This is a genomic window from Rhodococcus jostii RHA1 (assembly GCF_000014565.1).
GTDB lineage: Bacteria > Actinomycetota > Actinomycetes > Mycobacteriales > Mycobacteriaceae > Rhodococcus_F > Rhodococcus_F jostii_A.
Window position 1 is genome coordinate 5,007,420 of sequence record NC_008268.1, and the last position, 24,447, is coordinate 5,031,866.

The window sequence follows — 24,447 nt, forward strand, 5'->3', positions numbered from 1 at the left end:
TGGATTCGCGCGATGCCGCTGCGCATCACCCTCGTCGGCGCCGTGCTCCTGCTCTCTGCGCTCGGGCTCCTCGCGTCCGGTGTCGCGGTGACGTCGGCGCTCGAGAATTCGCTGACCAACCGCGTCGACCACCAGCTGCACGACGCGGCTCAGGGGTGGGCGAAGCCCGGCAAGTCGCGCCCGCTGCCGCCGCCGGACGAACCGAACCCCGGCCGCCCACCGAGCCCGTTCTACGTCCGCACGACGCTGGCGAACGGAACGGTCCTGCGCGAGATCAACGACGAATCCGTCTCCCCCGCACTGCCCGAGAACCCCGCGTCCGGGCCCGAGACGGTCGGCTCGACCGACAACTCCGACGTGCGGTGGCGGGTGCTGACGACGACCGCGCCGGACGGAACCGAGACCACCGTCGCGATGACACTCACCGAGAACGACGAAACGGTGAACCGGCTGATCGTGCTGCAACTCATCATCGGTGTGGTCGTGCTGATCGCGCTCGGAGTGGTGGCGTACTTCGTGGTCCGGCGTAGTCTGCGTCCCCTCGTCGAAGTGGAGGAGACCGCCGCGGCGATCGCCTCGGGCGACTTGCACCGGCGTGTTCCGGAACGGGACGATCGTACCGAGATCGGTCGACTGTCCGTGGCGCTCAACGGAATGCTCGCCCAGATCCAGCACGCGTTCGCCGCCACCGAGGCGTCGGAGGAATCGGCGCGCCGCTCCGAGGAGAAGATGCGGCGATTCGTCGCCGACGCGAGTCACGAGCTGCGCACCCCGCTCACCACGATCCGCGGCTTCGCCGAGTTGTATCGACAAGGCGCGATGACCGACACGGAAACCCTGATGAGTCGCATCGAAGGGGAGGCGTCGCGGATGGGGCTCCTCGTGGAGGATCTCCTCATGCTCGCCCGGCTCGATGCTCAGCGTCCCCTCGAGACCCGGCCCGTCGACCTGCTGTCGGTGGCGTCGGACGCCGTGCACGGGGCGCGCGCCGTCGCCCCCGATCGGTCCATCGCGCTCGACGTCCGCCCGGGACCCGGGACACCCGAGGTGATCGGTGACGAGGCGCGGCTGCGGCAGGTCCTCGGCAACCTGCTCGCCAACGCCGTCAAACACACCCCCGCCACTGCGGACGTGACGGTGCGGCTGAGCACCACCGAGCGCAGCGTCGTGCTCGAGGTGGCCGACACCGGACCGGGACTCAGCGAGGAGGACGCGGCCCGGGTGTTCGAGAGGTTCTACCGCACCGACGCGTCGCGGACCCGGGAGAGCGGTGGCAGTGGCCTCGGGTTGTCGATCGTGGCCGCCCTCGTCGCCGCCCACCGGGGGTCGGTGACCGTCGACAGCCGGCCCGGCGAGGGTGCCACGTTCCGGGTGGAACTGCCCCGGTCGAACTGACCGTCAGTCGGGGACGTTCTCCCCGTGACCGAGTTCGCGCAGTGCAGCCTTGAGCTTCGCCTGCGCCTCGACGAGCGATTCCTGGGACGGATTCTGCTCGGCGTTGCTGATGTTGAAATCGCCGAGGTCGTAGGCCGGGAAGACGTGCACGTGCAGGTGCGGCACCTCGAGACCCGCGATCAGCAGGCCTGCCCGCGGTGCGTCGAACGCGGGGCGGACGGCCTGCCCGATCGTGCGGGCGACGTCCATGACCTTCGTCCAGATCTCACCGTCGACGTCCTGCCACTGGTCCACCTCCTTGCGGGGTACGACGAGGGCATGGCCCTGGGTGACGGGGGCGATGGTGAGGAACGCGACGACGTCCTCGTCCTCCCACACGAAACGTCCGGGCAGATCTCCGTTGATGATGGCGCTGAATACAGATCCCATGGCCGCCATTATGCGGCTTCGCCCCCCGTGAGTACTTATTAACCTCCCGCGGTTAATAAGTACTCACGGGCGCGAAGCGCACAGGAAACTCCCAGCCTCCGTCCAGAGTCATCGGAGCGTACGGGACGAATCTTGGACGCATGACGACGAATTCCCTCTCCCGCGCACCGGGCGCCATGGGACGACTCGAGATCCCCGAAACCTCCGAGACCGCGCCCGTGCTCGACGTTGTCGTGCCGGTCTACAACGAGGAAGCCGGACTCGAACGTTGCGTGCGGCGGCTGCGGCGGCACCTCGACGAGAACGTTCCCTACTCCGCCCGCATCACCATCGCCGATAACGCCAGCGTCGACGCCACCCTCGCCGTGGCGCACCGGCTGGCCGCCGAGATCGACGGCATCCACGTCGTGCACCTCGACGAGAAGGGGCGAGGCCGCGCTCTGCGCGCGGTGTGGAGTGCCTCCGACGCCGAGGTGGTGGCGTACATGGACGTCGACCTGTCGACGGACCTCAACGCCCTGATGCCGCTCATCGCGCCCTTGCTGTCGGGGCATTCGGACCTCGCGATCGGTTCCCGCCTCGCCCGCTCGTCGCGGGTGGTCCGGGGACCGAAGCGCGAGTTCATCTCCCGCAGCTACAACCTCATCCTCCGCAGCGCACTGCACGCGCGGTTCTCCGACGCGCAGTGCGGGTTCAAGGCGATGCGGGCGGACGTCGCGCAGCGCCTGCTGCCGCTGGTCGAGGACACTGGGTGGTTCTTCGACACCGAGTTGCTGGTGCTCGCGGAACGTGCCGGCCTCCGCATCCACGAGGTCCCCGTCGACTGGGTCGACGACCCGGACAGTCGCGTCGACATCGTCGCGACCGCCGTCGCCGACCTCAAGGGCGTGTGGCGGGTGGGCCGGGCACTGTCCACCGGATCGCTGCCCATCGGCAGCCTGCGCGACAGTTTCGGGCGCGAGCCGCTGGTGCCCGGAGTTCCCCGCGGCATGGTCGGGCAGTTGGCCCGGTTCGCCGTGATCGGCGTCGCGTCCACCGTCGCGTACGCGCTGCTCTACCTGATCCTGCATCCGATCGTGGGTGCGCAGTGGGCCAACGCCGTCTCACTGCTCGTCACCGCTGTGCTCAACACGGCGGCGAACCGCGCGTTCACCTTCGGTGTCCGCGGATCCGAGGGTGCCGCCCGGCATCAGATGCAGGGTCTGCTCGTGTTCGCCTTCGGACTGCTGCTCACCAGCGGTTCGCTGTACGTCCTCCACTCGGCGGCCCCGGACGTGTCCAAGCACGTCGAACTCGCCGTCCTCGTTCTCGCCAATCTCGTTGCCACCATCAGCCGTTTCATAGCCCTTCGCTGGGTCTTCAGGAACGCACGCCCCGAAGGAGTTCACGCATGACGACGACCCTCGAACAACCGAAGGTCGACGCGGCCGAACCACCTCCCGCCCGCAGGCGGTGGGAGACCTGGGCGCTCGCCGCACTGCTGGTCGGGACCGCGGTCGCGTACATCTGGGGGCTCGGCGCGTCCGGCTGGGCCAACTCGTTCTACGCGGCCGCGGTGCAGGCGGGTTCGGAGTCGTGGGAGGCGTTCTTCTTCGGATCCTCCGACGCCGCCAACTCCATCACCGTCGACAAGCCTCCGATGTCGCTGTGGCTGATGGCGCTGTCGGTGCGGGTCTTCGGGCTCAGCTCGTGGGCGATGCTGGTACCGCAGGCGCTGCTCGGTGTCGGTTCCGTCGCCCTGTTGTACGCCACGGTGAAGCGGTGGTTCGGCGCCCCGGCCGGTCTGCTCGCGGGTCTGGTGCTGGCGCTGACGCCGATCGCGGTGCTGATGTTCCGGTTCAACAACCCCGACGCCCTGCTGGTGTTGCTGATGATCGCCTCCGTGTGGGCGATGCTGCGGGCCGTGGAGGACGGACGCACCCGGTGGATGGTGCTGACCGGCGTGTTCGTCGGTCTGGGGTTCCTGACCAAGCAGCTTCAGGTGATGCTCGTCGTCCCGCCGCTCGCCCTGACCTATCTCGTCGCGGGACCGCCGAAGTTCGGCAAACGCCTCGCTCAGTGCTTCGCCGCGCTCGGCGCGATGATCGTCTCGGCGGGCTGGTGGTTGCTGATCGTCGAACTGTGGCCGGCGTCGTCGCGCCCTTGGATCGGTGGTTCGCAGAACAACTCGATCCTCGAACTCACGCTGGGCTACAACGGTCTCGGCCGGTTGAACGGTGAGGAGACCGGCAGTGTCATGCCCGGCGGCGGCAGTCGCGGGGACGCCGCAACGGCCATGGGCGGTGCCGGCGAGGCCATGGCGGGCGGCGGCTTCCCCGGAGGAGGAGCCCCCGGCGGTGGCGGTATGTGGGGCAGCACCGGCATCACGCGGATGTTCGAGTCGGCTCAGGGCGGTCAGATCGCCTGGCTCATCCCGGCCGCACTGATCCTGCTGGTCGCCGGTCTCGCACTGCGCGGCAGGGCGCCTCGCGTCGACACCCAGCGCGCGTCGTTCCTCGTGTGGGGTCTGTGGCTGCTCGTCACCGGACTGACGTTCAGCTTCATGGCGGGCATCTTCCACGCGTACTACACCGTCGCGCTCGCACCGGCCGTGGCCGCGCTGGTGGCGATCGGTTCGGTGACGCTGTGGCGTCGACGGGACACGCTGTGGGTGCGGGCGGTTCTCGCCGCGACATTGCTGGCCACCGCGGCCATGTCCTGGGTTCTGCTCGGACGCAGCGCGTCGTTCGTGCCGTGGCTGAAGTGGGCCGTGGTCGTCGTCGGCGTCGTCGCCGCGGTTGCCGTGCTGGTTCCGGCGCTGACCCGAGGCCGGATCGCGGCCGTCGTCGCGCTGGCCGCACTGTTCACCGGGCTCGCGGGACCGACGGCCTACGCCGTCGACACCATCGCGACGCCGCACACCGGTTCGATCGTCTCGGCCGGACCCAACGTCGAAGGCGCCCGCGGAGGCCCCGGCGGAATGGGTGGCCCCGGCGGCATGGACGGTGCCGGACGCATGGGCGGCCGCACCGACGGTGCCGCGGTGCCTACCGCACCGGGCGGTGCCGTCGCCGGCGCAACGGACGGCGCGGCGGCAGGAGCCCCCGACGGAATGGGCGGTATGGGTGCCATGGGCGGCGGCGCCGCCGGGGGACTGCTCTCCGGTAGCGAGCCGGGCGCGGAACTGGTGTCGTTGCTCGAACAGGATTCCGGCAATTACACCTGGGTGGCAGCGGCCATCGGATCCAACAGTGCGTCCGGCTACCAGCTCGCCACCGAGGACCCGGTCATGCCGATCGGCGGTTTCAACGGCAGCGATCCGTCACCCACGCTGGAGCAGTTCCAGCAGTACGTGGCGGACGGCAAGATCCACTACTTCATCGCCGGCGGCCGAGGCGGCGGAATGGGTGGAGACGGAACGGCATCGGAGATCTCCACCTGGGTGCAGGAGAACTTCACCGCCGTCACCGTCGACGGCGTGACCCTGTACGACCTCACGTCCTGACCGAAACCCCCTGTGAGTACTTGTTAACCGCCCGCGGTTAACAAGTACTCACAGCTGTGTCAGACGTCGAACGAGATCTCGGGCGTGCGGCAGATCAGCAACCTCCGCACGAGGCCCGAATCGTCGAGTTGCGCCGACGTGTTGAACGAGGCCTCGAATTCGCCGTTCCGGGTGGTGCGTCCCAGCGCCAGTTCGACGTCTCCCACACGAGCACCCGCGAGGACCTCGTGGACGAGCACACTCTTCTCGCGTTGCTGCAGGTACTCGACGAGTCCGGCGCGATCCCCGACGAATTCGGCGGCATTCCCTCCGCCGGTGGAGAATTGAACCGACATCCGGAAATCGTCGGTGATCATGTTCAGGACGCGGTCGGGATCGTCCGAATCCATGATCGCGAACCACGCGACCAGCACGGGAGTCGCAGAAGTCGTCTCGTTCAGTTCAGTCGCGCTTCCCATGGGCCAACTCCTTTGTGAGAATGCTGAATTCCGTGTCGAAGGACACCTCGTACGCGTCGACGGCGCCATCGCTGTCGAGGTGCATCGCGGCGAGGAAGTAGCCGGTTGTCTTCACGTCGTTCTCGACGACGGAACCGTAGGCGAACTGGACGTCGCCGGCGCTGCTCGTTCGGAGCAGCACGTGTCGTCGATCGACCGGGGGCCGTCCCCTCAGGTAGTCGAGCATGTCGGCGCGGCTGTACCCCCGGCGGACGGTACCCGGGAGGACTATGGCGAACTCGATCGATTCGTCGAGCAGGGCAACTGCGTCGTCGATCCGGCCGCTGTCGAGGATCGCGTAGTACCGCTCGATCACGAGTGCATCGGTCATGAAATGAACTTAGTTCAACGCAACGCCGCTTGTCGAGACTCCTTGCCGCGACGGCTGCAGCGAAACTAAACTGAACTCACGTCAATTTGAGGAGAGTTCCATGCCGTCGCCCCATTCCCATCCCTGGCCCGAGACCGAACCCCCGGCGATGACGCCTGTCGCCGAGCACGACGATATCCGGGCGGTGGTCCGCCAATTGCTGGATCGGCATTCGACGCTCGAGGCCGGCAGACTCGCCGCCGAGTCGGAAATCGGCTATTCAACCGAGTTGTGGTCGCTTCTCGTCGAGGAGATGAACGTCGCCGCCCTGACGGTGCCGGAGGATCGCGGCGGTCTGGGTTACGGCGTGGTCGAACTCGGGATCGTTCTCGAAGAATGCGGGCGCGCGCTGGTCTGCGAACCCGTACTCACGTCCGCGACACTGGGAGTGCAGGCCCTGCTCGCCGCCGACAGGTGCCCGCAGGTCGACGAACTGTTGGGGCGAGTCGTCCAGGGCGAACTCGTCGCAACCGTGACAGCCCTGAGCGCGGAGACCGATTTCGTCGACGCCACCCGAACCGGAGGTCGCTGGTCGGTGTCCGGCCGCGCGACCAATGTCGTGCAGGGCGGCGCGGCCGATATCGTCGTGTTACTCGGGCGCGGTGACGAGGGACCCGGCCTCTACGCGGTCGATCTGCGGACCGCCCCGGTGCGGCGCACGGAGCTTCCGGTCATCGATCCCAGTCGGCGGCAGGCGAATCTGCTCTTCGACGATGCGGCCGCGGTGCGTCTCGTCGGATCCGGCGACGCACTGCGGGCGGCCGCATCGCTGCGGAGCCTGGGAGTGATCGGGCTGGCGTGCGAACATGTGGGGATTGTCGATCGTTTACTCGAAAGCACAACGGAATACACGATGCAGCGCCATCAGTTCGGGCGAGCGATCGGCTCCTTCCAGGCCGTCAAGCATCGACTGGCCAACACTTTGGTCGAGTTGGAGAAGGCGCGATCGGCGGCGCGATATGCGGCCGCCGTGTTCTCGGAAGACCCGGACTCCGCGGCGCTCCCGGCCGCGGTCGCGGGAGCGATCTGCACCGAGGCCGCGATTGCCACCGCCCTCGAGGCCGTGCAACTGCATGGCGGTGTCGGCTTCACCTGGGAACATGCGGCGCATTCCTACGTTCGCCGCGCGCTCGGCGACGAACCGCTTCTCGGTGATTCGCGGGCACACCGCAGTCGCGTCGCGGATCTCGTCGGGCTCTGAATCGGGGGCGCCTGCCCTCGGCTGAATCGAAACCTCTTGCCCCGCCCTATTGACGGACCATCTCCCACCCAGTAGAACTGAAGTGAATCCAGTTCAGTTTCTCCCCTCGAAAGGACACCGACATGGTGGACACCGACCACATCGTGCTCGAGAAGGACGGCGACGTCGCCCGTGTGTGGCTCAACCGCCCGCACAAGAAGAACGCGGTCACCGTCGAGCTGCTGCATCGCCTCGACGAGATCATCGTGGAGGTCGACAACGACCCCAGCCTCAAGGTGCTCGTCCTGCGTGGACGTGACGGCACCTTCTGCTCGGGCTTCGATCTCGACGAACTGCGGGAGAAGTACGTCGGCTCCACCACCGCGATGGACGTCGCCGTGCTGTCCGCCAGGGTCTGCGACCGCCTGTACTCGATGAACACGCCGTCTGTCGCGGTTCTCGAAGGCTTCGTCACCGCAGGCGGTTTCGAGCTCATGATCTCCTGCGACTTCGCCATCGCCGCCGAGGACGCCCGGATCGGCGACTTCCACATCCGTCGCGCGCTGTTCGGTGGGGCAGGCCCGATCTACCGGCTCCCGCGGATGATCGGAATTCGAAAGACCAAGGAGCTCATGCTGACCGGCAAACTCCTGACCGGCAAGGAGGCGGAGGCCTTCGACCTGATCAACGCGTCGGCGCCGGCCGAGGACCTCGACAAGCTTCTCGCCGAGTTCATCGCCCCGATCGTCGACAAGAGCCCGTTCATGATGAAGCTCACGAAGATGTGCATCGACCGCGGTCTCGACGCGGACATCCAGTCGCTGATGGTGATGGAGCACCTCGCCGTCGGCAACGCGCTGCAGTCCGAGGACGCGCGAGAAGGCGTGAACGCCTTCCTCGAAAAGCGTGACCCGGTCTGGGTCGGTCGCTGATCCGAACGCCGTCGACGAATCCCGAGGAGAGAATGAGGATGGGCGAGACACATACCGCGCCTGCGCTCGGCGCGAGCCGGTGCTCCCACTGCTCGACTGTCGCGTTCCCGGCCACCGGCCTGTGCTCGCAGTGCTCACGACCGGCGATGTCGCCGTTCACGCTCAGCACACGCGGAACGGTCTGGGCGTACACGGTTCAGCGGTTCGCCCCGAAATCCCCGCCGTACGTCCCGCCGCCGAACGGTTTCGCGCCGTTCGCCGTCGGATACGTCGAACTCCCCGAGGGAATCAAGATCGAAGCCGTGCTCGAATGCCACGACTTCGACGAGTTGGACGACGGGGCGCCGGTGACCTTGATCGCCACGGCGCCGGTGCCCCGGTTCGCCACCGACGCCTATCTGAAGGAGACCCGCTGATGTCCACCGTGTCGATCATCGGGGCCGGACTCTCGAAGTTCGGCCGTCAGCCGGGCAAGAGCGGTCGCGAGCTGGCCCTGGACGCAATCGCGTCCGCCTTGGCCGACGCCGGCATCGCGTGGACCGATGTTCAGGTCGCATTCGGTGGCAGCGACGGTTCCGGGCTCGCCGACACCCTGGTCGCCGAACTCGGGCTCACCGGCATACCCTTCACCAACGTCAAGAACGGTTGCGCGACCGGCGGTAGCGCGCTGGTGTCGGCCGTCAACGCGATTCGCGCGGGTGCCGCCGACATCGCGCTCGCCGTCGGCTTCGACAAACATCCGCGCGGCGCCTTCGACCCGGCACCGGAGGATTGGGGCCTGCCCCTCGGCTACGGCGAGGCGGGCCTGATGGTCACCACCCAGTTCTTCGGCATCAAGATCGCGCGGTACATGCGCGAACACGCGATCAGCGCACCGACTCTGGCCGCCGTGGCGGAGAAGGCGTACCGCAACGGCTCGCTGAACCCGAATGCCTGGCGCCGCGAACCGATGTCCGCTGAGGCGATCGCCGCAGCGGACATGGTCAACGACCCGCTCACTCGATACATGTTCTGTTCTCCCGGCGAGGGCGGTGCCGCCGTCATCGTGGCGAGTGAGGCTGCAGTCCGGCGCCTCGGCGGCAGACCCGTTCAACTACGGGGCATTTCGGCGGGCACCCGCCGCTTCGGCTCCTTCGAGGTGTTCGGTCCGTCGATACAGGGCGAGGGAACCCCTTCGAGCGTAAGTGCGTCCACCGCTGCCGCCGCGTTCGAGCAGGCCGGACTCGGTCCGTCCGATGTGGACGTCGCGCAACTCCAGGACACGGAGAGCGGCGCCGAGATCATGCACATGGCCGAGTGCGGATTCTGCGAGCACGGCGAACAGGAGAAACTGATCGCGGCCGGCGAGACGGAGATCGGTGGCCGGATCCCCATCAACACCGACGGCGGATGCATCGCCAACGGGGAACCGATCGGCGCCTCCGGCCTCCGGCAGCTACACGAGATCGTCACGCAGTTGCGCGGGGAGGCCGGTGCCCGACAGGTTCCCGGACACCCGCGCATCGGATTCACCCATGTCTACGGTGCGCCCGGAATCAGCGCCTGCACCGTCCTGTCCGTCTGAGGAAGAGCTATGAATCAAGCAACGATGCCCGACCTGGACCAGTTCGTGGACGAAGCGCGGGCGTGGCTGAGAACCGTCGCCGAACCGCGCACCCAGATCAAGTGGGGGGTGGGATCCGACTCCGTCGCCGTCTTCGAGAATTGGACCGCGGAGCAGGAGCGCGACGAGACCGACCATATCCGGGCGTACGAGCAGACGAAGTTCGACGCCGGCTGGGGCTCGATGAATTGGCCGGACGAGTACGGTGGCCGTGGCCTGCCGATGTCCTACGTCCTTGCGTTCCGTCGGGAGGAGAACTGTTTCGACGTGCCGCGCCGGACCGAAATGTTCTCGGTGACGCAGCAACTGGTGGCCCCGGCAATCGCCCAGTGGGGAACACCGGAACAGTGCGAGCGGTATGTGCGCGCGATGCTCCGGACCGATATCATTGCCTGTCAGCTGTTTTCGGAGACCGAAGCCGGATCCGACCTTGCCGCCGTCCGGACGAGGGCAGTCGAACGGAATGGCCGCTGGACGATCACCGGGCACAAGGTGTGGACGTCCGGCGCCCGCGTCGCCGATGTGGGGGTGGCGGTGTGCCGCACCGACCCCGACGCGCCCAAACACGCAGGACTCACGGTGTTCCTGGTTCCGATGGATGCTCCCGGGGTCACCGTCCGGCCGATCCGCCAGATGACCGGGGGCAGTTCCTTCAACGAGGTCTATCTCGACGGTGTCGAACTGTCGGACGACCACCGGTTGGGTCCGGTGGGGGAGGGGTGGCCGGTCGCCTTGACGGTGCTGGCGGCAGAGCGACTCGATGCCGGGAACCTGGGTCTGGCCAACGCCGATCACGCCGTCGAACTCGCCCGTCACCTGGACCGGCAGCTGACCGAAATCGAGCGTGACAAGGTCGCGGATCTCGTGACCCGCAGCTATGTCCAGCGCGTGACCGGTATGCGGGTGGCCGCGGCAGTGGTCGCCGACAAGGACCCCGGACCCGAGGCATCGGTGGGCAAATTGCTCGCCACGGACACCATGGCGCGTACGTCGGAGGTTGTCCGGCTGTTGCTGGGGCGCGATCTGATTGCCGACTCGGGCGAGTGGGGAACGTTCGCATGGACGGAGCATGTGCTCGGCGCACCCGGGTACCGGATCGCGGGCGGCACCGACGAGATCCAGCGCAACATCCTCGCCGAGCGTGTTCTCGGTCTGCCGAGGGAGCCGCGCCGATGACGACGAACAGCACACTCGGCGTCCGGGTAGCCCAGCGCTTGCGCGAGCAGAGCCCCGGCCTCGACGTCGGCACACTCGAGCCGCTCCTCGGTGGCCATTCCGGATTGACATACAAAGTGCAGACCAGCGACGGCGACCTCGTGGTCAAGGCGGTTCCCGAGGGGCAACGCCCCATCGGGCGGCACGATATGGTGCGCCAGGCAAGAATCATGGAAACACTCGGTGCGACAGAGGTTCCCGTTCCTCGCATCGTCGCGGTCGACGAGGACGGGCCGGCGTGGTTCGCGATGGAGTGCGTGGCCGGGGAATCGCTCGAGCCGGTGCTCGATTCTCCGCCGGTCGAACCCGCTGTCGCGGCAGCGCGGATGCGCCGGGCCGCCGCGGTGCTGCCGCTGCTGCACGCGGTGCCGGTCGACACGATCCCGGCGGCCGGGGACCCGTTGTCACCCGGTGCGGAGCTGGCGCGGTGGAAACGCACCCTGGACGCCGTTCCTCCCGACCTCGTCAGCGGCGGCGACGAACTACTACGCCTCCTCGCCGCCGATCTCCCCGACGCGCTGGCACCGACGTTGGTGCACGGCGATTACCGGCTCGGCAACATCATTGCGCGTGACACCGAGCCCGCGGCTTTGATCGACTGGGAGATCTGGAGCCTGGGCGATCCGCGGGTCGAATTGGGCTGGTTCCTCGTCTTCGCCGACGGGGCGAATTTTCCCGGGGTGGGACGCGCGGTGCCGGACCTGCCGTCCGCGGACGAACTGATCGACCTCTACACCGGGGATCACCCGGCGCTGCCGGATATGAACTGGTTCAACGCGCTCGGCCGTCTGAAGATGGCGGCGATCATGGGCCACAACTTGCGCCGGCACCGTGAGGGCCGTCACCACGACCCCGACCAGGAACGGCTGCCCGACACCATCTCGCAGCTCATCCGCAGCGGAACCGCGCTACTTGCCTGATCAACCTCCGATCATCGCGTGACGCGATGACGGAACAGAGAGGACCTCACGTGGACTTCGAATACTCCGCGCGCACCGAGCAACTGCTCGAGCAGCTGCGGAACTTCATGGAAGAGCACGTCTATCCGGCCGAGGCCGTGTACGACGAGCAGATCAAGTCGAACGACAACCCACACGAGCAGCCCAAGGTCATGCTGGACCTGCAGGCGAAGGCGCGCGAGCTCGGATTGTGGAATCTCTTCATGACGCACGGCGAGTGGGGCGCCGGTCTCACCAACCTCGAGTACGCCCCGCTCGCCGAACTGGTCGGACGCTCGGTGATCGGCAACGAAGCCATCAACTGTTCGGCGCCCGACACCGGCAACATGGAGATCCTCGCCATGTACGGCACCGAGCAACAGCAGTCCCGGTGGCTCGCGCCGCTCCTCGACTGCACGATCCGGTCGGCGTTCGCCATGACGGAACCGGATGTGGCGAGCTCGGACGCCACCAATATCACGTCGACCATCCGCCGGGACGGCGACGAATACGTCCTGAACGGCCGGAAGTGGTACACCTCGGGCATTCTCGACCCCGACTGCAAGCTCGTCATCTTCATGGGCAAGTCCGATCCCGACGCTCCGACCTACCGGCAGCAGAGCATGATCCTGGTGCCCGCGGATTCTCCCGGTATCGAGGTGCTCCGCGATCTGCCCATGTTCGGGTACCGCGACCGGCTCGGTCACGGCGAGGTCCAGTTCACGGACGTCCGGGTGCCTGCCGATCACATGCTCGGCGCCGAGGGCGACGGTTTCGCGATCGCGCAGGGCAGGCTGGGGCCGGGCCGCATGCACTACGCGATGCGGGCGATCGGCATGGCCGAGCGCGCCCTCGAGCTGATGTGCCGACGAGCTCTGCAGCGCAATGCCTTCGGTGCGCCGCTCGCCGACCGCGGTGTGGTACGGGAGTGGATCGCACGCAGCCGGATGGAGATCGACCAGATCCGGCTGCTGGTTCTCCAGTCGTCGTGGCTGATGGACACCCGGGGCAACGCCGCGGCCCGGTCGGAAGTCGCCGCGATCAAGGTCGCGGCCATGGAGGTCGCTCATCGAGTGGTCGACCATGCCGTCCAGACCTACGGCGCGGCAGGGGTGAGTGACGACACGATCCTGGCCCGGCTGTATGCGATCACCCGGGCGCTGCAGATCGCCGACGGTCCGAACGAAGTCCATCTGCGCACCATCGCGCGCCTCGAACTGAAGAAGTACGCATGAATGCACCGCGAGAACTGACAGGCAAGGTCGCACTCGTCACGGGGGCCACCCGTGGGCTCGGATACGCCATCGCCAGCGGGCTGGCCGCCGCGGGGGCCACGGTGATCGTGTCGAGTCGCAAGGAGGACGCGTGCATCTCCGCGGCCCTCGCGATCACGAGGGACACCGGTGGCATCGCCGAACCGCTCGCACTGCACGTCGGGAAGTGGGACGCGATCGAACTCGCCGTCGACCACATTCTCGCGCAGTTCGGGAGCCTCGACATCGTCGTCAACAACGCCGGCATCGCACCTCTCTCGCCGAACCTCGAGTCGGTCTCCGAGTCGCTCTTCGACAAGACGATCGAGGTCAACCTCAAGGGCCCGTTCCGGCTCATGGCGGTGGCCGGTGCCAGGATGAGCGCGGCCGGGGGCGGTTCGATCATCAACATCTCGAGCATCGGGGCATTGCGGCCCAGCCCGCCGGAGGCGATGTACGCGGCATCGAAGAACGGTCTCAACGCGCTGACGATGGCCTTCGCTCAGGAATACGCGCCCCGGGTACGGGTGAACTGCATCATGCCGGGCGGATTCGCGACCGACATGGCGGCGGATTGGGACGACGAGTTCGTCGGCAAGATCATCGACCGACTCCCTGCCGGCCGCCTGGGGCACCCGGACGAAATCGCCGGTCTCGTCGTGCATCTGGCGGGCGACCGTGCCGGTTACACCACGGGTGCCGTCATCCCGGTAGACGGCGGGCGCACGGCCGTCTACTGACGCGCGCGTGCCACGAACACGAGTAGGAGCCAACCACATGCAGGTACCCGAGCTGTTCCAGCTGAGCGGTCGCGTCGCCGTCGTCACGGGTGCGTCGTCCGGACTGGGAACGGGATTCGCGCGGACACTGGCGTCGGCGGGCGCGACGGTCTTCGCGGCCGCCCGCCGTGTCGAGCGCCTCGCGGCGCTGGCCGACGAGGTCGAGGGGGTCGTCCCCGTCGAGTGCGACATCACCGTGGACGCGGATCGGCGCTCGCTGGTCGATCGGGTACTCGCGGAGGCCGGACGAATCGACGTCCTCGTCAACAACGCAGGCAGACCCGGCAGGCCGAACGCCGAGGACGAGAGCCCGGAGGAATTCTCCTCGATTCTCGACGTCAATCTGGCCGCGGGATTTCATCTCGCCACGTCCGTCGCCTCGACCACACCGGCAGGCGAGGCCGCGTCGATCATCAATATCTCCTCGGTCGTCGGGCTGGTGTCGACGGCACCCATCGGCGGGGCGAGCTATGCGGCATCGAAAGCCGGCGTGCTCGGACTGACCCGCGAACTCGCCGGGCAGTGGGGCAGGCGTGGGATCCGCGTGAACGCCATCGTGCCGGGCTGGTTCGACACGGAAATGACCGATGGATTGTTCAGCAACCAGCGCTCGGCGGACTGGGTGCGCCGCAACACGATGCTCGCCCGCGGCGGACGCCCCGGTGAAGTGGACGGGGCCGTGCTCTTCCTGGCGTCGGACGCGTCGTCGTACGTCACAGGCCAGACTCTGGTGGTCGATGGCGGCTGGACCGCCCGGTAGGCAAAGGTGACACTCATGGCAGTTCCGACGATGCGCGCAGTACGCCTGACCGGCTGGGGTGACGGTGCACGGGTTGTGCGCATCCCGGTTCCCGAACCGCGGGGGCATCAGCTGCTTCTCCGGGTCGAGGCCGCCGGGCTGTGCAGATCCGATCTGCACGTGATGGACGCACCCGCGGGAGTATTCGACTATCCCCTTCCGTTCACGCTCGGGCACGAGGTGGCGGGAACCGTCGTCGGTGCGGGCCCGTCGGCGGACAAGTCCTGGATCGGCGAGTCCGTCGTCGTCCATGGTGTCTGGTCGTGCGGGCAATGCCGCAACTGCCGCCGAAGTCGGGAGAACTATTGCTTCGAACTGAGCCCACGCGAGGACGGTCGTCTCACCGCGATCGGCAACGGCATCGGGTATGACGGCGGTCTGGCCGACACCATGATCGTTCCATCGGAGCGGTGCCTGGTCCGTACCCACGGGCTCGCTCCCGAGAGCGCCGCCCCACTCGCCGATGCCGCCCTGACGGCCTATCACGCAATCCGTACCAACCGGGACGTCGTCGACGCCGACTCCGTGTCCGTGGTGGTCGGTGTCGGGGGACTGGGCCACCTCGCGATCCAGGTTCTTCGCGCACTAGGCGCGGGAACGATCGTCGCGGTCGATCCGCGGGCAAGTTCGCGCGACCTCGCGCGTCGATTGGGGGCGGACGTGGCGGTGTCGGACATCGCGGAGGTTGCGACCTTGCGGTCCGGCGTGGCCCGGCGTCACTGCGCTGATGTGGTCTTCGATTTCGTCGGAGCGCCGGACACGATGGAATCGGCGGCACAGTTGCTCGCCCCCGGGGGCCGACTGGTCACCGTCGGCAGCGCCGGCGGTCGGCTCACGGTGGGAAAAGACGTGGGACTCGCGGCGGGGTGGCAGGTGACTGCGCCGTTCTGGGGAACTCGAGCGGACCTCGAGGCCGTGGTCGACCTCGCGAACCGGGGCCTGCTGGCCGTCGAGGCGACCGCGTACCCGTTGGACGACGTTCTCGACGTGTATTCGAAGTTGCGCCGCGGCGAGATCACCGGGAGGGCCGTCGTGATCCCGTGACGGACGAAAAGCTGGGCGCGGTGCGCGTCGTAGTCAATAATGAAACTAGTTCACTTCAATGAAAGGGTCGGCGGAATGTGGGAGCTGGCACGCGAATTCGTTGCTCGCGCAGCGAATTCTCCGGATGACATCGCAGTCGTCGATGCGACGGGGGAGCACACGGTGGCGGAGGTGGTCGCGGCGGCAACCGGGCTCGCCGCCCAACTGAACGCCGCGACGGGTGGCTCACCGACGGTGTTGGTGCAGGCCGACAACACGTGGCGCACACTCGCCGCGGCCATCGCCGTCGGACTGCGCGGCGGCCTGATCGCGGTGTTCAGCCGACATGCCACCCCGTCGGAGTTCGCCGTGGCCCTGAACGATATCGCACCCGACGTGGTGATCGCCGACCGGCAGTCGCTCTCGCACTGGGGTGTACCGGAGGACCGCTTCTGCGAGGAGGCGGCCGCGCCGGCCGGCTGGGTGATGCGCTGGTCGCGATCACCGGTCAGCGACGTCGAGCGATGGAACGGCGGGATCGCGATCGCGATGACGTCCGGGTCGACCGGACATCCCAAGTGCGTGGTGCAGTCCGAATCCGCAATCCGGTACGCCTGCCGTTGCACGGTCGAGGCGGTCGGCCTCGAACCTGGAGATCCTGTCGCGGCGTTCGTGCCACTGTCGTCGGTAGCCGCTTTCTGCTTCGGGCTCTATCTCCCCGCCATGCTGGCCGCGCCGATGGTCTGCATGGACGGCTGGAAGCCTGCGACAGCCCTCCAGATCGTCCGGGAACACCGGGTCGCGTGGACGATGCTCGTCCCGACCATGGCGCTTCAGCTGGCCGTTGCGCCGGATGCTGCGGGAGCGCTGACGTCGCTGCGCGCAATGACCGTCGGCGGTGGTCCCATGGATGCCGGCGCGCTCGGTCGCGCCGAACAGACCCTCGGCACCACGTTCCTGCGTGTGTTCGGTATGTCCGAGTGTCTCGGGCACACGACCCCGCTGCCCGCGGACGAACCGGGCGTCCGCCTGGGGCGGGACGGTCGTCCCTTCCCCGGGACCGTCGTCCGGGCGGTCGACGCACACGGCACTCCTCTGCCACCGGGCCGCGTGGGCGATGCCCAGGTCATGGGTCCCTCCCTCTTCGTCGGCTATGCACGGTCAGGGGTTCCCGCGCCCCCCGAACTCACCGCGGACGGATTCCTGCCCACCGGCGACCTCGTCGAAGTCGCGGAGGACGGCACCATCCGGGTCATGGGGCGCCAGAAGCAGATCATCATTCGCGGGGGCCGCAACATCGACATCAACGAGGTCGAGGCCGCGATCGCACGCATCCCGACCGTGTCCCAGGTGTGTGTGGTCCCGGTTCCGGACGAGCTACTCGGTGAGCGTGCTGCGGCCCTGGTCGTGAGTACCGGCGATCCGATCACCCTCGACGAGGTCGTCGCATATCTCGGAGACATCGAATTCCCGAAGTTCAAGTGGCCGGAGTTCGTCTTCGCGATCGACGATCTGCCGCAGAATCGGGTGGGGAAGCTGTCTCGGCCGGATGCGGTAGTTCTTGCAACACGCCTGCTCGCGGGTACCGACAGCCACTCATATTGACCCGACTTCACCTCAGTTCAGGTAGTCTCTGAGGTACCGACCCGAACAAACAGATGGATGGGGGACTCGTGTCCGTAGAAGCCATGACGCTCCGCGATGGTCCGCGTTCGAAGCGCGGGCTCATTCTGACGGCCGCGATCGAACGCTTCGGGGAGGTCGGCTTCGAGCACACGAAGTGGGCGTCGATTGCCGACGAGGTGGGCATCGGCCAGACGGCGCTCTATCACTATTTCGAGTCGAAGGGTCACTGCCTGCTGACCATCATGCGTCTCGAACTGGCGCAGTCGCTCGAGCGATTCACCGCCGCGATCGAGGGCGTCGACGACCCGGTCGAGGCGTTGAGTGCCGCCGTCACCAGCGCTCTGGAAGCGACCCCGCGGGACGCCCTTCAGCGGCGCATCCTTCAAAGCCACATGGATCTGCTCGCCACTCCCCGCCAATCGGAGAAGGAAGAGGCCGAGCGTCAGACCTCGCGCGCGCTGGTGAACTCGATCGAAGAAGAATGGTCTCTTCTCATTGCGCGGGGGATGGGTGCGGGCGTATTCGCCGACAGTGATCCACGATTGATGGCCCGGCTGATTCTCGGACTCGTCGTCAGTGTGTGGCGGTGGTATCGACCCGGCGGGGACATGACCCTCGACCAGCTCAACCAGCACGTTCGCGACGCCACCCTGCGCATCGTCCGCGCGTAACGCGGACGTGTGCGGAGGGGTGGTTTTTCTTACTCTCGATATTTGAACTAAATTCAGGTCAGTTATGGAGTGATGATGTACAACTTGATCGTCTTGGCCGCTCGTCCGCACGACTGGAGCCATGAGCAGTTCATCGAGTGGTGGCGCGGTGAACATGCCGACGTGACCTACCCGCTGCCGGGCCTGCGGCGCTGGCAGCACACCGAGGTGCTCGACGCCATGGACGACCGGTCCCGGGAATGGGACGGCGTCTCGATTCTGAGCTTCGACTCCCGCGAGGACCTCGATGCCGCACTCGCCAGCCCGGAATGGCAAGCCGCAGTAGACAACGTCGGCCAGATGCGTGGAAAGCGCATCCTCGTCATGGGGGAGGAGAAAACGATGGTCGAAGTGGACAACGGTGAATCATGAGGGCGCACTGGATGGAACCGGGCTGCTACGAGGTGGCGCCCGGTGTGCATCGAGTGCCCCTCCAGATGCCGGGCGACGGCCTGGGAGCAGTGAACGTCTATGCCCTCGAGACCGAGGACGGGCTTGCCCTCATCGACGGCGGCTGGCGAGTCGGCACGACCTTCGACGAGATGGAGCGCGCACTGCTCCACATCGGTCACAGTACCGAGCAGATTCACGACATCTATGTCACCCACGTGCACCGCGATCACTACACGTTCGCGATCGAACTCCGCCGCCGTCACGGCTCCCGCGTCCACCTCGGCGTGGCCGAGGCTGACGGATTGGCGGCCGTCAGTGCACTCGGCAGTAACGTGCCGACGGACTCGCTGCACGAACTCCGCCGCGCCGGTGCCCCTCTCCTGGCAGACACGGTCGAGGTCATGACCGCCGCGGAACCGTTCCACCCCTCGGACTGGGAACAGCCCGACCACTGGCTCACCGCAGGTCCGCTTCGGATCGGACGGCGCACACTCGACGTGGTGCACACGCCCGGCCACACGAAGGGGCACATGGTTTTCCACGACGACGAGCAGGGGGTGCTCTTCAGTGGCGACCACGTCCTGCCCACGATCACGCCGTCGATCGGCTTCGAACTCGGCGACTGGGATCTGCCGTTGGGGCGCTACCTCGAGTCGCTGACCCGACTGCTCGAACGCCCCGACTCGCGACTGCTTCCGGCGCACGGAGATCCGGCACCGAGTGTGCACCTGCGCGTCGAAGAACTTCTCGCGCATCATGACCGGCGCTTCATGACCATGCACGACGCGCTGGTCTCGCTCGGGCCGGCGACCGCGATTGCCGTCGCGGACGCGGTTACGTGGACGCGTCGCGAGAGGCCGTTCTCCACCCTCGACCCGTTCAATCAAATGATCGCGACCTGTGAGACCCTCGCCCACCTCGACACGTTGGTCGATCGCGGCCGGCTCACAGTCCGAAGACGAGGCGACAGCGACGTGTTCTCCGTCGTCTGACTGCGGAAGGATTCCCATGCAGAGTCATGAGCTGAAACTGGCGCGCCATCCCCGGGGGAAGGTCCGGCCGTCGGACTTCCACCTCGACGTGGTGACGGTTCCCGGAGAACTCGCGCCCGGCGACATTCTCGTGCGCAACTCGTGGTCGTCGATCGACCCGTCTGTCAGGATGCGTCTCGGCCCCACCGGCCCCGCGGGCTACCTCCCACCGTTCCGCATCGGGGAGACGCTGAGCGGGTTGGCCGTCGGCGAGGTACTCGAGTCCCGTGACCCCGGCTTCGAGAAGGGCGACACGGTTCTGCACATCAAGGGTTTTCGCGAGTTCGCGGTGGTCCGGCAGGGGAGCGAAACCTTGGCCGGGGCCGGTGGCGTGACACGTCTCGACACGAGCGTGCACCCGCCGCAATCCTATCTCGGAGCGCTGGGCAGTTCCGGGCTCACGGCGTACGTGGGATTGCAGTGCATCGGTGGACTCACGAGCGGAGACGTCGTGTGGATCTCCTCGGCCGCGGGTGCGGTCGGCAGCCTCGCCGCGCAGATCGCGAAGCTCCGAGGTCACTACGTGGTCGGCAGCACCGGTTCCGGCGAGAAGGTCACGTTCCTGCTGGACGAGGTGAAACTCGATGCCGCATTCGACTACCACAGCCCGGACCTGGCCGGAGCGCTCGCAAACGCGGCACCAGACGGCATCGACCTGTATTTCGACAACGTGGGTGGAACGCATCTCGAGGCCGCCCTGTATCACCTTCGGCCAGGCGGCCGGGTGGCCATGGCGGGAGCCGTCGCCTCCTATGACGCGGACACGGCGGCACCGAGTCCGGGCAATCTTTTTCAGATCGTGGCGAAGAACCTGACGGTGCGGGGTTTCCGGGCCGGAGCGTACGACCATCTGCTCGGCGACATGCGGGACGAGGTCGGGAGCTACCTCCGTGACGGTCGCCTCGTTGTCGAGGAGACCGTGTTCGACGGCCTCGGGTCGGCGCCGGACGCCATCGTCGCGATGCTGCACGGCCGCACCGTGGGAAAGACGCTGTGCCGCTTACGCTGATGCTCCAGCGGCTACACCGAAGAATATGGCCCCCGCATCACGCGGGGGCCATATTCGTCTGTCTCGCTCAGGCCGCAGTCCACCCGCCGTCGGCGTAGATCTCCGAGCCGGTGACGAAGGTGGAGTCGTCGCCCGCCAGGAAGGCAACGACGGCCGCGATCTCCTCACCCCGCCCGAGGCGACCCATCGGGGTGCCGGCCAGCATCTCGCGGTGACGCTCGCTGCCCTCCCAGCGCTCGAGCAGTGGGGGCGTACCGATGAATCCCGGATGCAGAGAGTTGACGCGCACTCCCGCTTTCGCCCAATGCAGGGCGGCGTTCTTGGTCATCGTGCGGACTGCGCCTTTGGCGGCTGCATAGGCAACGCTGTTGCCCAGACCGCCCACCGTTCCCAGTATCGAGCACATGTTCACGATCGAACCGCCGCCGCTCCGCTCGATCAGCGGGCCGGCATGTTTCATGCCCAGCCACGTGCCGGTCTGGCCGACCCCGATGACCCGGTCCCAGTGTGATCGGGTTTCCTCGTCGACGGTGGCGACGCTGCCGATGGCGGCGTTGTTGACCAAGGCGTGCAGCGCGCCGAACGTGCTCTCGGTTGCTGCCACGACGTCTTCCCACTGCCTCTCGGACGAGACCTCGAGGGCGAGCGCCGCATGTCGCTCGGGCTGGGTGAGCGTATCGAGCAAGTCCTGGCAGGCTGATTTCTCGAGATCGGTGACGACGACGTGAGCGCCCTCGTCGGCGAGCCTTCGGACGATCTCGGCGCCGATACCGCCGGTCGCCCCCGTCAGCAGGACGACCTTGTCGCGCAGTCGGTCAGGGCCGACAGTCATCTGGACTCCTTGTCACTCGTTCGGCTCGGGCAGGTAGATCGACATCAGAGGTTGCTCAATACGTTTCGGCCACCGACGAGCATCGCGACCACGACACCGATGCTGGTCACCGCGGTCATGAGAAGAGCCATCGCGGCCACCAGCGGGTAGGAACCGTTCTCCCACAGGTCGAACAGCAGCGTACCCATCACCTGTGTCGTGGCGGCACGGACGAGCAGTGAGGCGGCGAACTCGTGGGTCAGCAGGATGAACATCAAGGCGACGGAACTGAGCACGGTCGGCCTCATCAGCGGCAGGATCACCCGGATGTTGGTGACGAACGGGCTCGCGCCGCTCGTTGCCGACGCCTCGGCGTAGGTCTCTCCGAGCGACAGCATCGCCGTCATTTGCATCCGGGTGGAGAAGGGCACCATCAGCACGATGTAGACGAGGATGATGACAGCCTTGGTCCCGTAGAGGATCAGCGGAGGCTGGGTGTACGTGAGCAGGAACCCGACGCCGAAGATCACCGCTGGAATACCCAGGGGGAGAGCGGTGATGACGTCACCGATGGTTCCCAGCACTCTGTGTTTGCGCCCTCGCACGAGCAGCGTGGCGGTGAGGTAACCGATCGGCACGCAGACGGCGACGGCCACCACCGAAGTGAGGAGACTCGTGTACACGGAGTCGACGATGCTCGCCGTCCGGAACAGCGCCCGGAAGTTGTCGAGTGTGAAGAGATTCCAGGACAGTGTCTCCGACCAATAGGGAGACACGGCGACGATGGCGAGTCCGATCAACGGAACGACGAGTGCGAGCATGGCGTATGTCGAGATGCACACGGCGGCCCAGGCCGAGCGGCCGGTGTTCGGCGCGAACGCCTTTCCCCCGTGCGTGACGAAGCGTGACTGATTGCCGAGAAGCATCTTCTGCGCCAGCACGACGACGACACCGAAGATGACGAGCGGCGAACCGGCCGCGGCTGCAGCGGCGAAGTCCGCAGGCGACTCGGATACCCGTCGATACATTTCGGTGGTGAGGACCTTCACGCCGGTGTTCTGTCCCAGCAGGAGCGGCCCGGTGAACTGGCCCAAACCGAGAAGCAGCGCAATTCCACCGCCGTACACCAGGGACGGGCGAAGCAGCGGGAGAACGACCCGAAAGAACACCCCGAGCGTCGACGAACCGCTGATCTGTGCTGCCTCGAGGTGCTCGGAACTGATGTTCTGCATTCCCGCGCTGACGAAGAGGTAGACGAAGGACGTGAGTCCGAAGCCCGTGAGAATGATGATCCACGGTGTGCTGTAGACATCGATCGGTCCGGAGTCGACGTTGCTCCACCAGGGAAGCTTGCGGAGGAGTGCGTTCAGGTACCCGGGTCCGGGGGAGAGGAGAAAGGCCCAGCCGACCACATTGGCCACCGCGGGCATCACGATGGGCAGGATGGGGACGATCCTGAGAAAGCTCAGCCGGCGTGGCAGCCTGGTCGCCGCGAACGCGAGAATCGTTCCCAGGACCATGGCGATGGCGAGTGACGAGACTGCGAGGGCGACCGTGGTCCGGATGGTCTGACCGATGTCGTATCGTCCGTACTGGGCTTGATATCCGCGACCGCCGTCCTCGAACGCCAGCGACTGCAATCGGAAGAGCGGGAGCACGACGAGATACGCCAGAACCGCCAGCAGTGCGCCGTACCCGAGTCGGGTACGCCACACCGTACTGACGACGAACGGACGTGCGCTGCGACTCACCGCAACCGTAGCCATCACGCCTCCGATCGGGCGGCCTGGGCGAGCACGGGAACCTGGAGATCCACGTGACCGTCCGGATGCGGAAACACTCGCAGCTTGGTGGGCGAGAAGCTGACCACCAGGGGAGATCCGACAGTGGCGCCACGCAACCAGCGTCCGTGCAGCTCCGCATCTGCGCGGACGTACAACTGCTCGCCCCCGGCATCGACCGTTACGTCGAAATAGCGGCCTCCGTACTCCGAGGTGACGAGTTCGCCGACGAAGCCGACGTCACCCGCGCGGACCTCGTCGAGTGAATGATGAAGGGCGAGGTCCTCGGGCCGGAGTCGTCCCACAGCCGTGTCGCCGGTGATGTAGTCGCCCTGGACGACGGCCGCGTCGAGGTCGACGGGGGCCCCCGCTCGCGTGGTCCACCCCTCGTGCCTGCGGACGAGTTCGAGCCGGTTCGCCATCCCGATGAACGCGGCGACATAGTCGGAGGAAGGGGTCTGGTAGACCCGCTCCGGGGTGTCGTACTGTTCGATCTTGCCCGCCTTCATGATGGCGAGTCGGTCACCGAGCGCAAATGCCTCGGCCTGATCGTGGGTGACGAATACGGCAGTGAAGCCCAGTCGTTGGTGTAGTTGATGAATCTGGGACCGCACCTGATCGCGCAGCCGTGCGTCGAGATTGCTCAGGGGCTCGTCGAACAGCACCAGGTCGGGTTGGGCGACCAGGCCGCGGGCCACGGCGACTCGCTGTTGCTGTCCACCACTGAGCTGGGACGGATACCGGTCGAGCAGGGCACCGCAGTCCACCATGCCGGCCGCGGTCTCGACCTGTCCTGCGGCGATGGCGCTCTTCATCCGTCGAACCTTCAACGGGTACCGGATGTTTTCTCGCACTGTCATGTTGGGCCACAGCGCGTAGGACTGGAAGACCATGCCGATGTTGCGCTTGTAGGCCGGAACGTTGATGCGGGTCGACGCATCGAAGACGGTGTGGTCCTTGAACGTGATCGACCCGTGCTCGGGTGTTTCGAGGCCGGCGATGCATCGTAGGGTGGTCGTCTTCCCGCAACCGCTGGGGCCGAGTAGGACGAGAAATTCACCGTCCTGAATGTCGAGGTCGAGTTGATCGACGATGGTGTTGGACCCGAAGGTCTTGGTCAGGTTGGAAACGCTGAATTGCGATGTCACCTTGGCACCTGCTTGGTTGCGAGTGGTTTGTCGGAAAAAAG

The 24,447-nt window shown here is 66.8% G+C and carries 24 protein-coding genes; 18 read left to right on the forward strand and 6 right to left on the reverse strand.

Features of this window, described 5'->3' with window-relative positions; translation table 11 throughout:
- Window positions 1-12 precede the first annotated feature (12 nt).
- Window positions 13-1,395 (forward strand): sensor histidine kinase, encoded by a 1,383-nt coding sequence (locus RHA1_RS23145; RefSeq protein WP_011597073.1) that lies wholly within the window; start codon window positions 13-15, stop codon window positions 1,393-1,395.
- Window positions 1,396-1,398: 3 nt separating this feature from the next.
- On the opposite strand, the gene RHA1_RS23150 is transcribed toward RHA1_RS23145, so the two are convergent.
- Window positions 1,399-1,824, reverse strand: a complete 426-nt coding sequence (locus RHA1_RS23150; protein ID WP_192815092.1) for an HIT family protein — start codon at window positions 1,822-1,824, stop codon at window positions 1,399-1,401.
- A 140-nt stretch (window positions 1,825-1,964) separates the two neighbouring features.
- Between RHA1_RS23150 and RHA1_RS23155 the strand changes: the two genes are divergently transcribed.
- Window positions 1,965-3,218 carry a bifunctional glycosyltransferase family 2/GtrA family protein gene (locus tag RHA1_RS23155; RefSeq protein ID WP_011597074.1) on the forward strand — a complete coding sequence of 418 codons (1,254 nt, stop codon included), beginning with the start codon at window positions 1,965-1,967 and terminating at the stop codon, window positions 3,216-3,218.
- Window positions 3,215-5,308 (forward strand): ArnT family glycosyltransferase, encoded by a 2,094-nt coding sequence (locus tag RHA1_RS23160; RefSeq protein ID WP_011597075.1) that lies wholly within the window; start codon window positions 3,215-3,217, stop codon window positions 5,306-5,308. Before RHA1_RS23155 ends, RHA1_RS23160 begins: the two co-directional genes overlap by 4 nt.
- A 59-nt stretch (window positions 5,309-5,367) precedes the next feature.
- On the opposite strand, the gene RHA1_RS23165 is transcribed toward RHA1_RS23160, so the two are convergent.
- Window positions 5,368-5,766, reverse strand: coding sequence for a hypothetical protein (locus tag RHA1_RS23165; RefSeq protein WP_011597076.1), 399 nt, complete (start codon window positions 5,764-5,766; stop codon window positions 5,368-5,370).
- Window positions 5,750-6,136: a hypothetical protein gene (locus tag RHA1_RS23170; protein WP_009477818.1), complete on the reverse strand. Its 387-nt coding sequence runs from the start codon at window positions 6,134-6,136 to the stop codon at window positions 5,750-5,752. The genes RHA1_RS23165 and RHA1_RS23170 overlap by 17 nt, the downstream gene beginning before the upstream one ends.
- A gap of 100 nt (window positions 6,137-6,236) precedes the next feature.
- Here RHA1_RS23170 and RHA1_RS23175 point away from each other — a divergent pair, with 100 nt between their 5' ends.
- The 15 genes from RHA1_RS23175 to RHA1_RS23245 all read left to right on the forward strand — a co-directional run bounded on the left by RHA1_RS23175 (window position 6,237) and on the right by RHA1_RS23245 (window position 20,666).
- Window positions 6,237-7,376 carry an acyl-CoA dehydrogenase family protein gene (locus tag RHA1_RS23175; RefSeq protein WP_011597077.1) on the forward strand — a complete coding sequence of 380 codons (1,140 nt, stop codon included), beginning with the start codon at window positions 6,237-6,239 and terminating at the stop codon, window positions 7,374-7,376.
- 122 nt (window positions 7,377-7,498) lie between these two features.
- Window positions 7,499-8,287: an enoyl-CoA hydratase/isomerase family protein gene (locus RHA1_RS23180; RefSeq protein ID WP_011597078.1), complete on the forward strand. Its 789-nt coding sequence runs from the start codon at window positions 7,499-7,501 to the stop codon at window positions 8,285-8,287.
- A gap of 38 nt (window positions 8,288-8,325) precedes the next feature.
- On the forward strand, window positions 8,326-8,703 hold the full coding sequence (locus RHA1_RS23185) for a Zn-ribbon domain-containing OB-fold protein (RefSeq protein ID WP_009477821.1): 378 nt from the start codon (window positions 8,326-8,328) through the stop codon (window positions 8,701-8,703).
- Window positions 8,703-9,851 (forward strand): thiolase family protein, encoded by a 1,149-nt coding sequence (locus RHA1_RS23190; RefSeq protein ID WP_011597080.1) that lies wholly within the window; start codon window positions 8,703-8,705, stop codon window positions 9,849-9,851. Before RHA1_RS23185 ends, RHA1_RS23190 begins: the two co-directional genes overlap by 1 nt.
- Before the next feature lie 9 nt (window positions 9,852-9,860).
- On the forward strand, window positions 9,861-11,066 hold the full coding sequence (locus tag RHA1_RS23195; protein WP_011597081.1) for an acyl-CoA dehydrogenase family protein: 1,206 nt from the start codon (window positions 9,861-9,863) through the stop codon (window positions 11,064-11,066).
- Entirely contained in the window at window positions 11,063-12,025 is a 963-nt protein-coding gene (locus RHA1_RS23200; protein ID WP_011597082.1) for a phosphotransferase family protein, read from the forward strand. The genes RHA1_RS23195 and RHA1_RS23200 overlap by 4 nt, the downstream gene beginning before the upstream one ends.
- Before the next feature lie 50 nt (window positions 12,026-12,075).
- A complete protein-coding gene (locus RHA1_RS23205) occupies window positions 12,076-13,278 on the forward strand; it encodes an acyl-CoA dehydrogenase family protein (RefSeq protein WP_016883968.1) in 1,203 nt (400 codons plus the stop codon).
- A complete protein-coding gene (locus RHA1_RS23210; RefSeq protein ID WP_009477826.1) occupies window positions 13,275-14,036 on the forward strand; it encodes an SDR family NAD(P)-dependent oxidoreductase in 762 nt (253 codons plus the stop codon). The genes RHA1_RS23205 and RHA1_RS23210 overlap by 4 nt, the downstream gene beginning before the upstream one ends.
- Before the next feature lie 37 nt (window positions 14,037-14,073).
- The gene (locus tag RHA1_RS23215; protein ID WP_011597084.1) at window positions 14,074-14,835 is read left to right on the forward strand and encodes an SDR family NAD(P)-dependent oxidoreductase; all 762 of its coding nucleotides are present in this window, start codon (window positions 14,074-14,076) and stop codon (window positions 14,833-14,835) included.
- A gap of 15 nt (window positions 14,836-14,850) precedes the next feature.
- Window positions 14,851-15,918: an NAD(P)-dependent alcohol dehydrogenase gene (locus RHA1_RS23220; protein WP_011597085.1), complete on the forward strand. Its 1,068-nt coding sequence runs from the start codon at window positions 14,851-14,853 to the stop codon at window positions 15,916-15,918.
- Window positions 15,919-15,993: 75 nt separating this feature from the next.
- Complete coding sequence (locus RHA1_RS23225; protein ID WP_011597086.1) at window positions 15,994-17,502, forward strand: class I adenylate-forming enzyme family protein; 1,509 nt, start codon at window positions 15,994-15,996, stop codon at window positions 17,500-17,502.
- Window positions 17,503-17,585: 83 nt separating this feature from the next.
- Window positions 17,586-18,194 (forward strand): TetR/AcrR family transcriptional regulator, encoded by a 609-nt coding sequence (locus RHA1_RS23230; RefSeq protein ID WP_081437460.1) that lies wholly within the window; start codon window positions 17,586-17,588, stop codon window positions 18,192-18,194.
- A gap of 75 nt (window positions 18,195-18,269) precedes the next feature.
- Window positions 18,270-18,605 carry an EthD family reductase gene (locus RHA1_RS23235; RefSeq protein WP_011597087.1) on the forward strand — a complete coding sequence of 112 codons (336 nt, stop codon included), beginning with the start codon at window positions 18,270-18,272 and terminating at the stop codon, window positions 18,603-18,605.
- Window positions 18,606-18,616: 11 nt separating this feature from the next.
- Window positions 18,617-19,618 carry an MBL fold metallo-hydrolase gene (locus RHA1_RS23240; protein ID WP_009477832.1) on the forward strand — a complete coding sequence of 334 codons (1,002 nt, stop codon included), beginning with the start codon at window positions 18,617-18,619 and terminating at the stop codon, window positions 19,616-19,618.
- Between the two features lie 16 nt (window positions 19,619-19,634).
- The gene (locus RHA1_RS23245) at window positions 19,635-20,666 is read left to right on the forward strand and encodes an NADP-dependent oxidoreductase (RefSeq protein WP_011597088.1); all 1,032 of its coding nucleotides are present in this window, start codon (window positions 19,635-19,637) and stop codon (window positions 20,664-20,666) included.
- Window positions 20,667-20,733: 67 nt separating this feature from the next.
- Here the strand turns inward: RHA1_RS23245 and RHA1_RS23250 are convergent, their stop codons facing one another.
- Genes RHA1_RS23250 through RHA1_RS23260 form a run of 3 tightly spaced genes read right to left on the reverse strand, consistent with a single transcriptional unit; the run spans window position 20,734 to window position 24,406 of the window.
- Entirely contained in the window at window positions 20,734-21,498 is a 765-nt protein-coding gene (locus RHA1_RS23250) for an SDR family NAD(P)-dependent oxidoreductase (RefSeq protein ID WP_011597089.1), read from the reverse strand.
- Between the two features lie 44 nt (window positions 21,499-21,542).
- Window positions 21,543-23,243 carry an ABC transporter permease gene (locus RHA1_RS23255; RefSeq protein WP_011597090.1) on the reverse strand — a complete coding sequence of 567 codons (1,701 nt, stop codon included), beginning with the start codon at window positions 23,241-23,243 and terminating at the stop codon, window positions 21,543-21,545.
- Complete coding sequence (locus RHA1_RS23260) at window positions 23,243-24,406, reverse strand: ABC transporter ATP-binding protein (protein WP_009477836.1); 1,164 nt, start codon at window positions 24,404-24,406, stop codon at window positions 23,243-23,245. Before RHA1_RS23260 ends, RHA1_RS23255 begins: the two co-directional genes overlap by 1 nt.
- Window positions 24,407-24,447 lie beyond the last annotated feature (41 nt).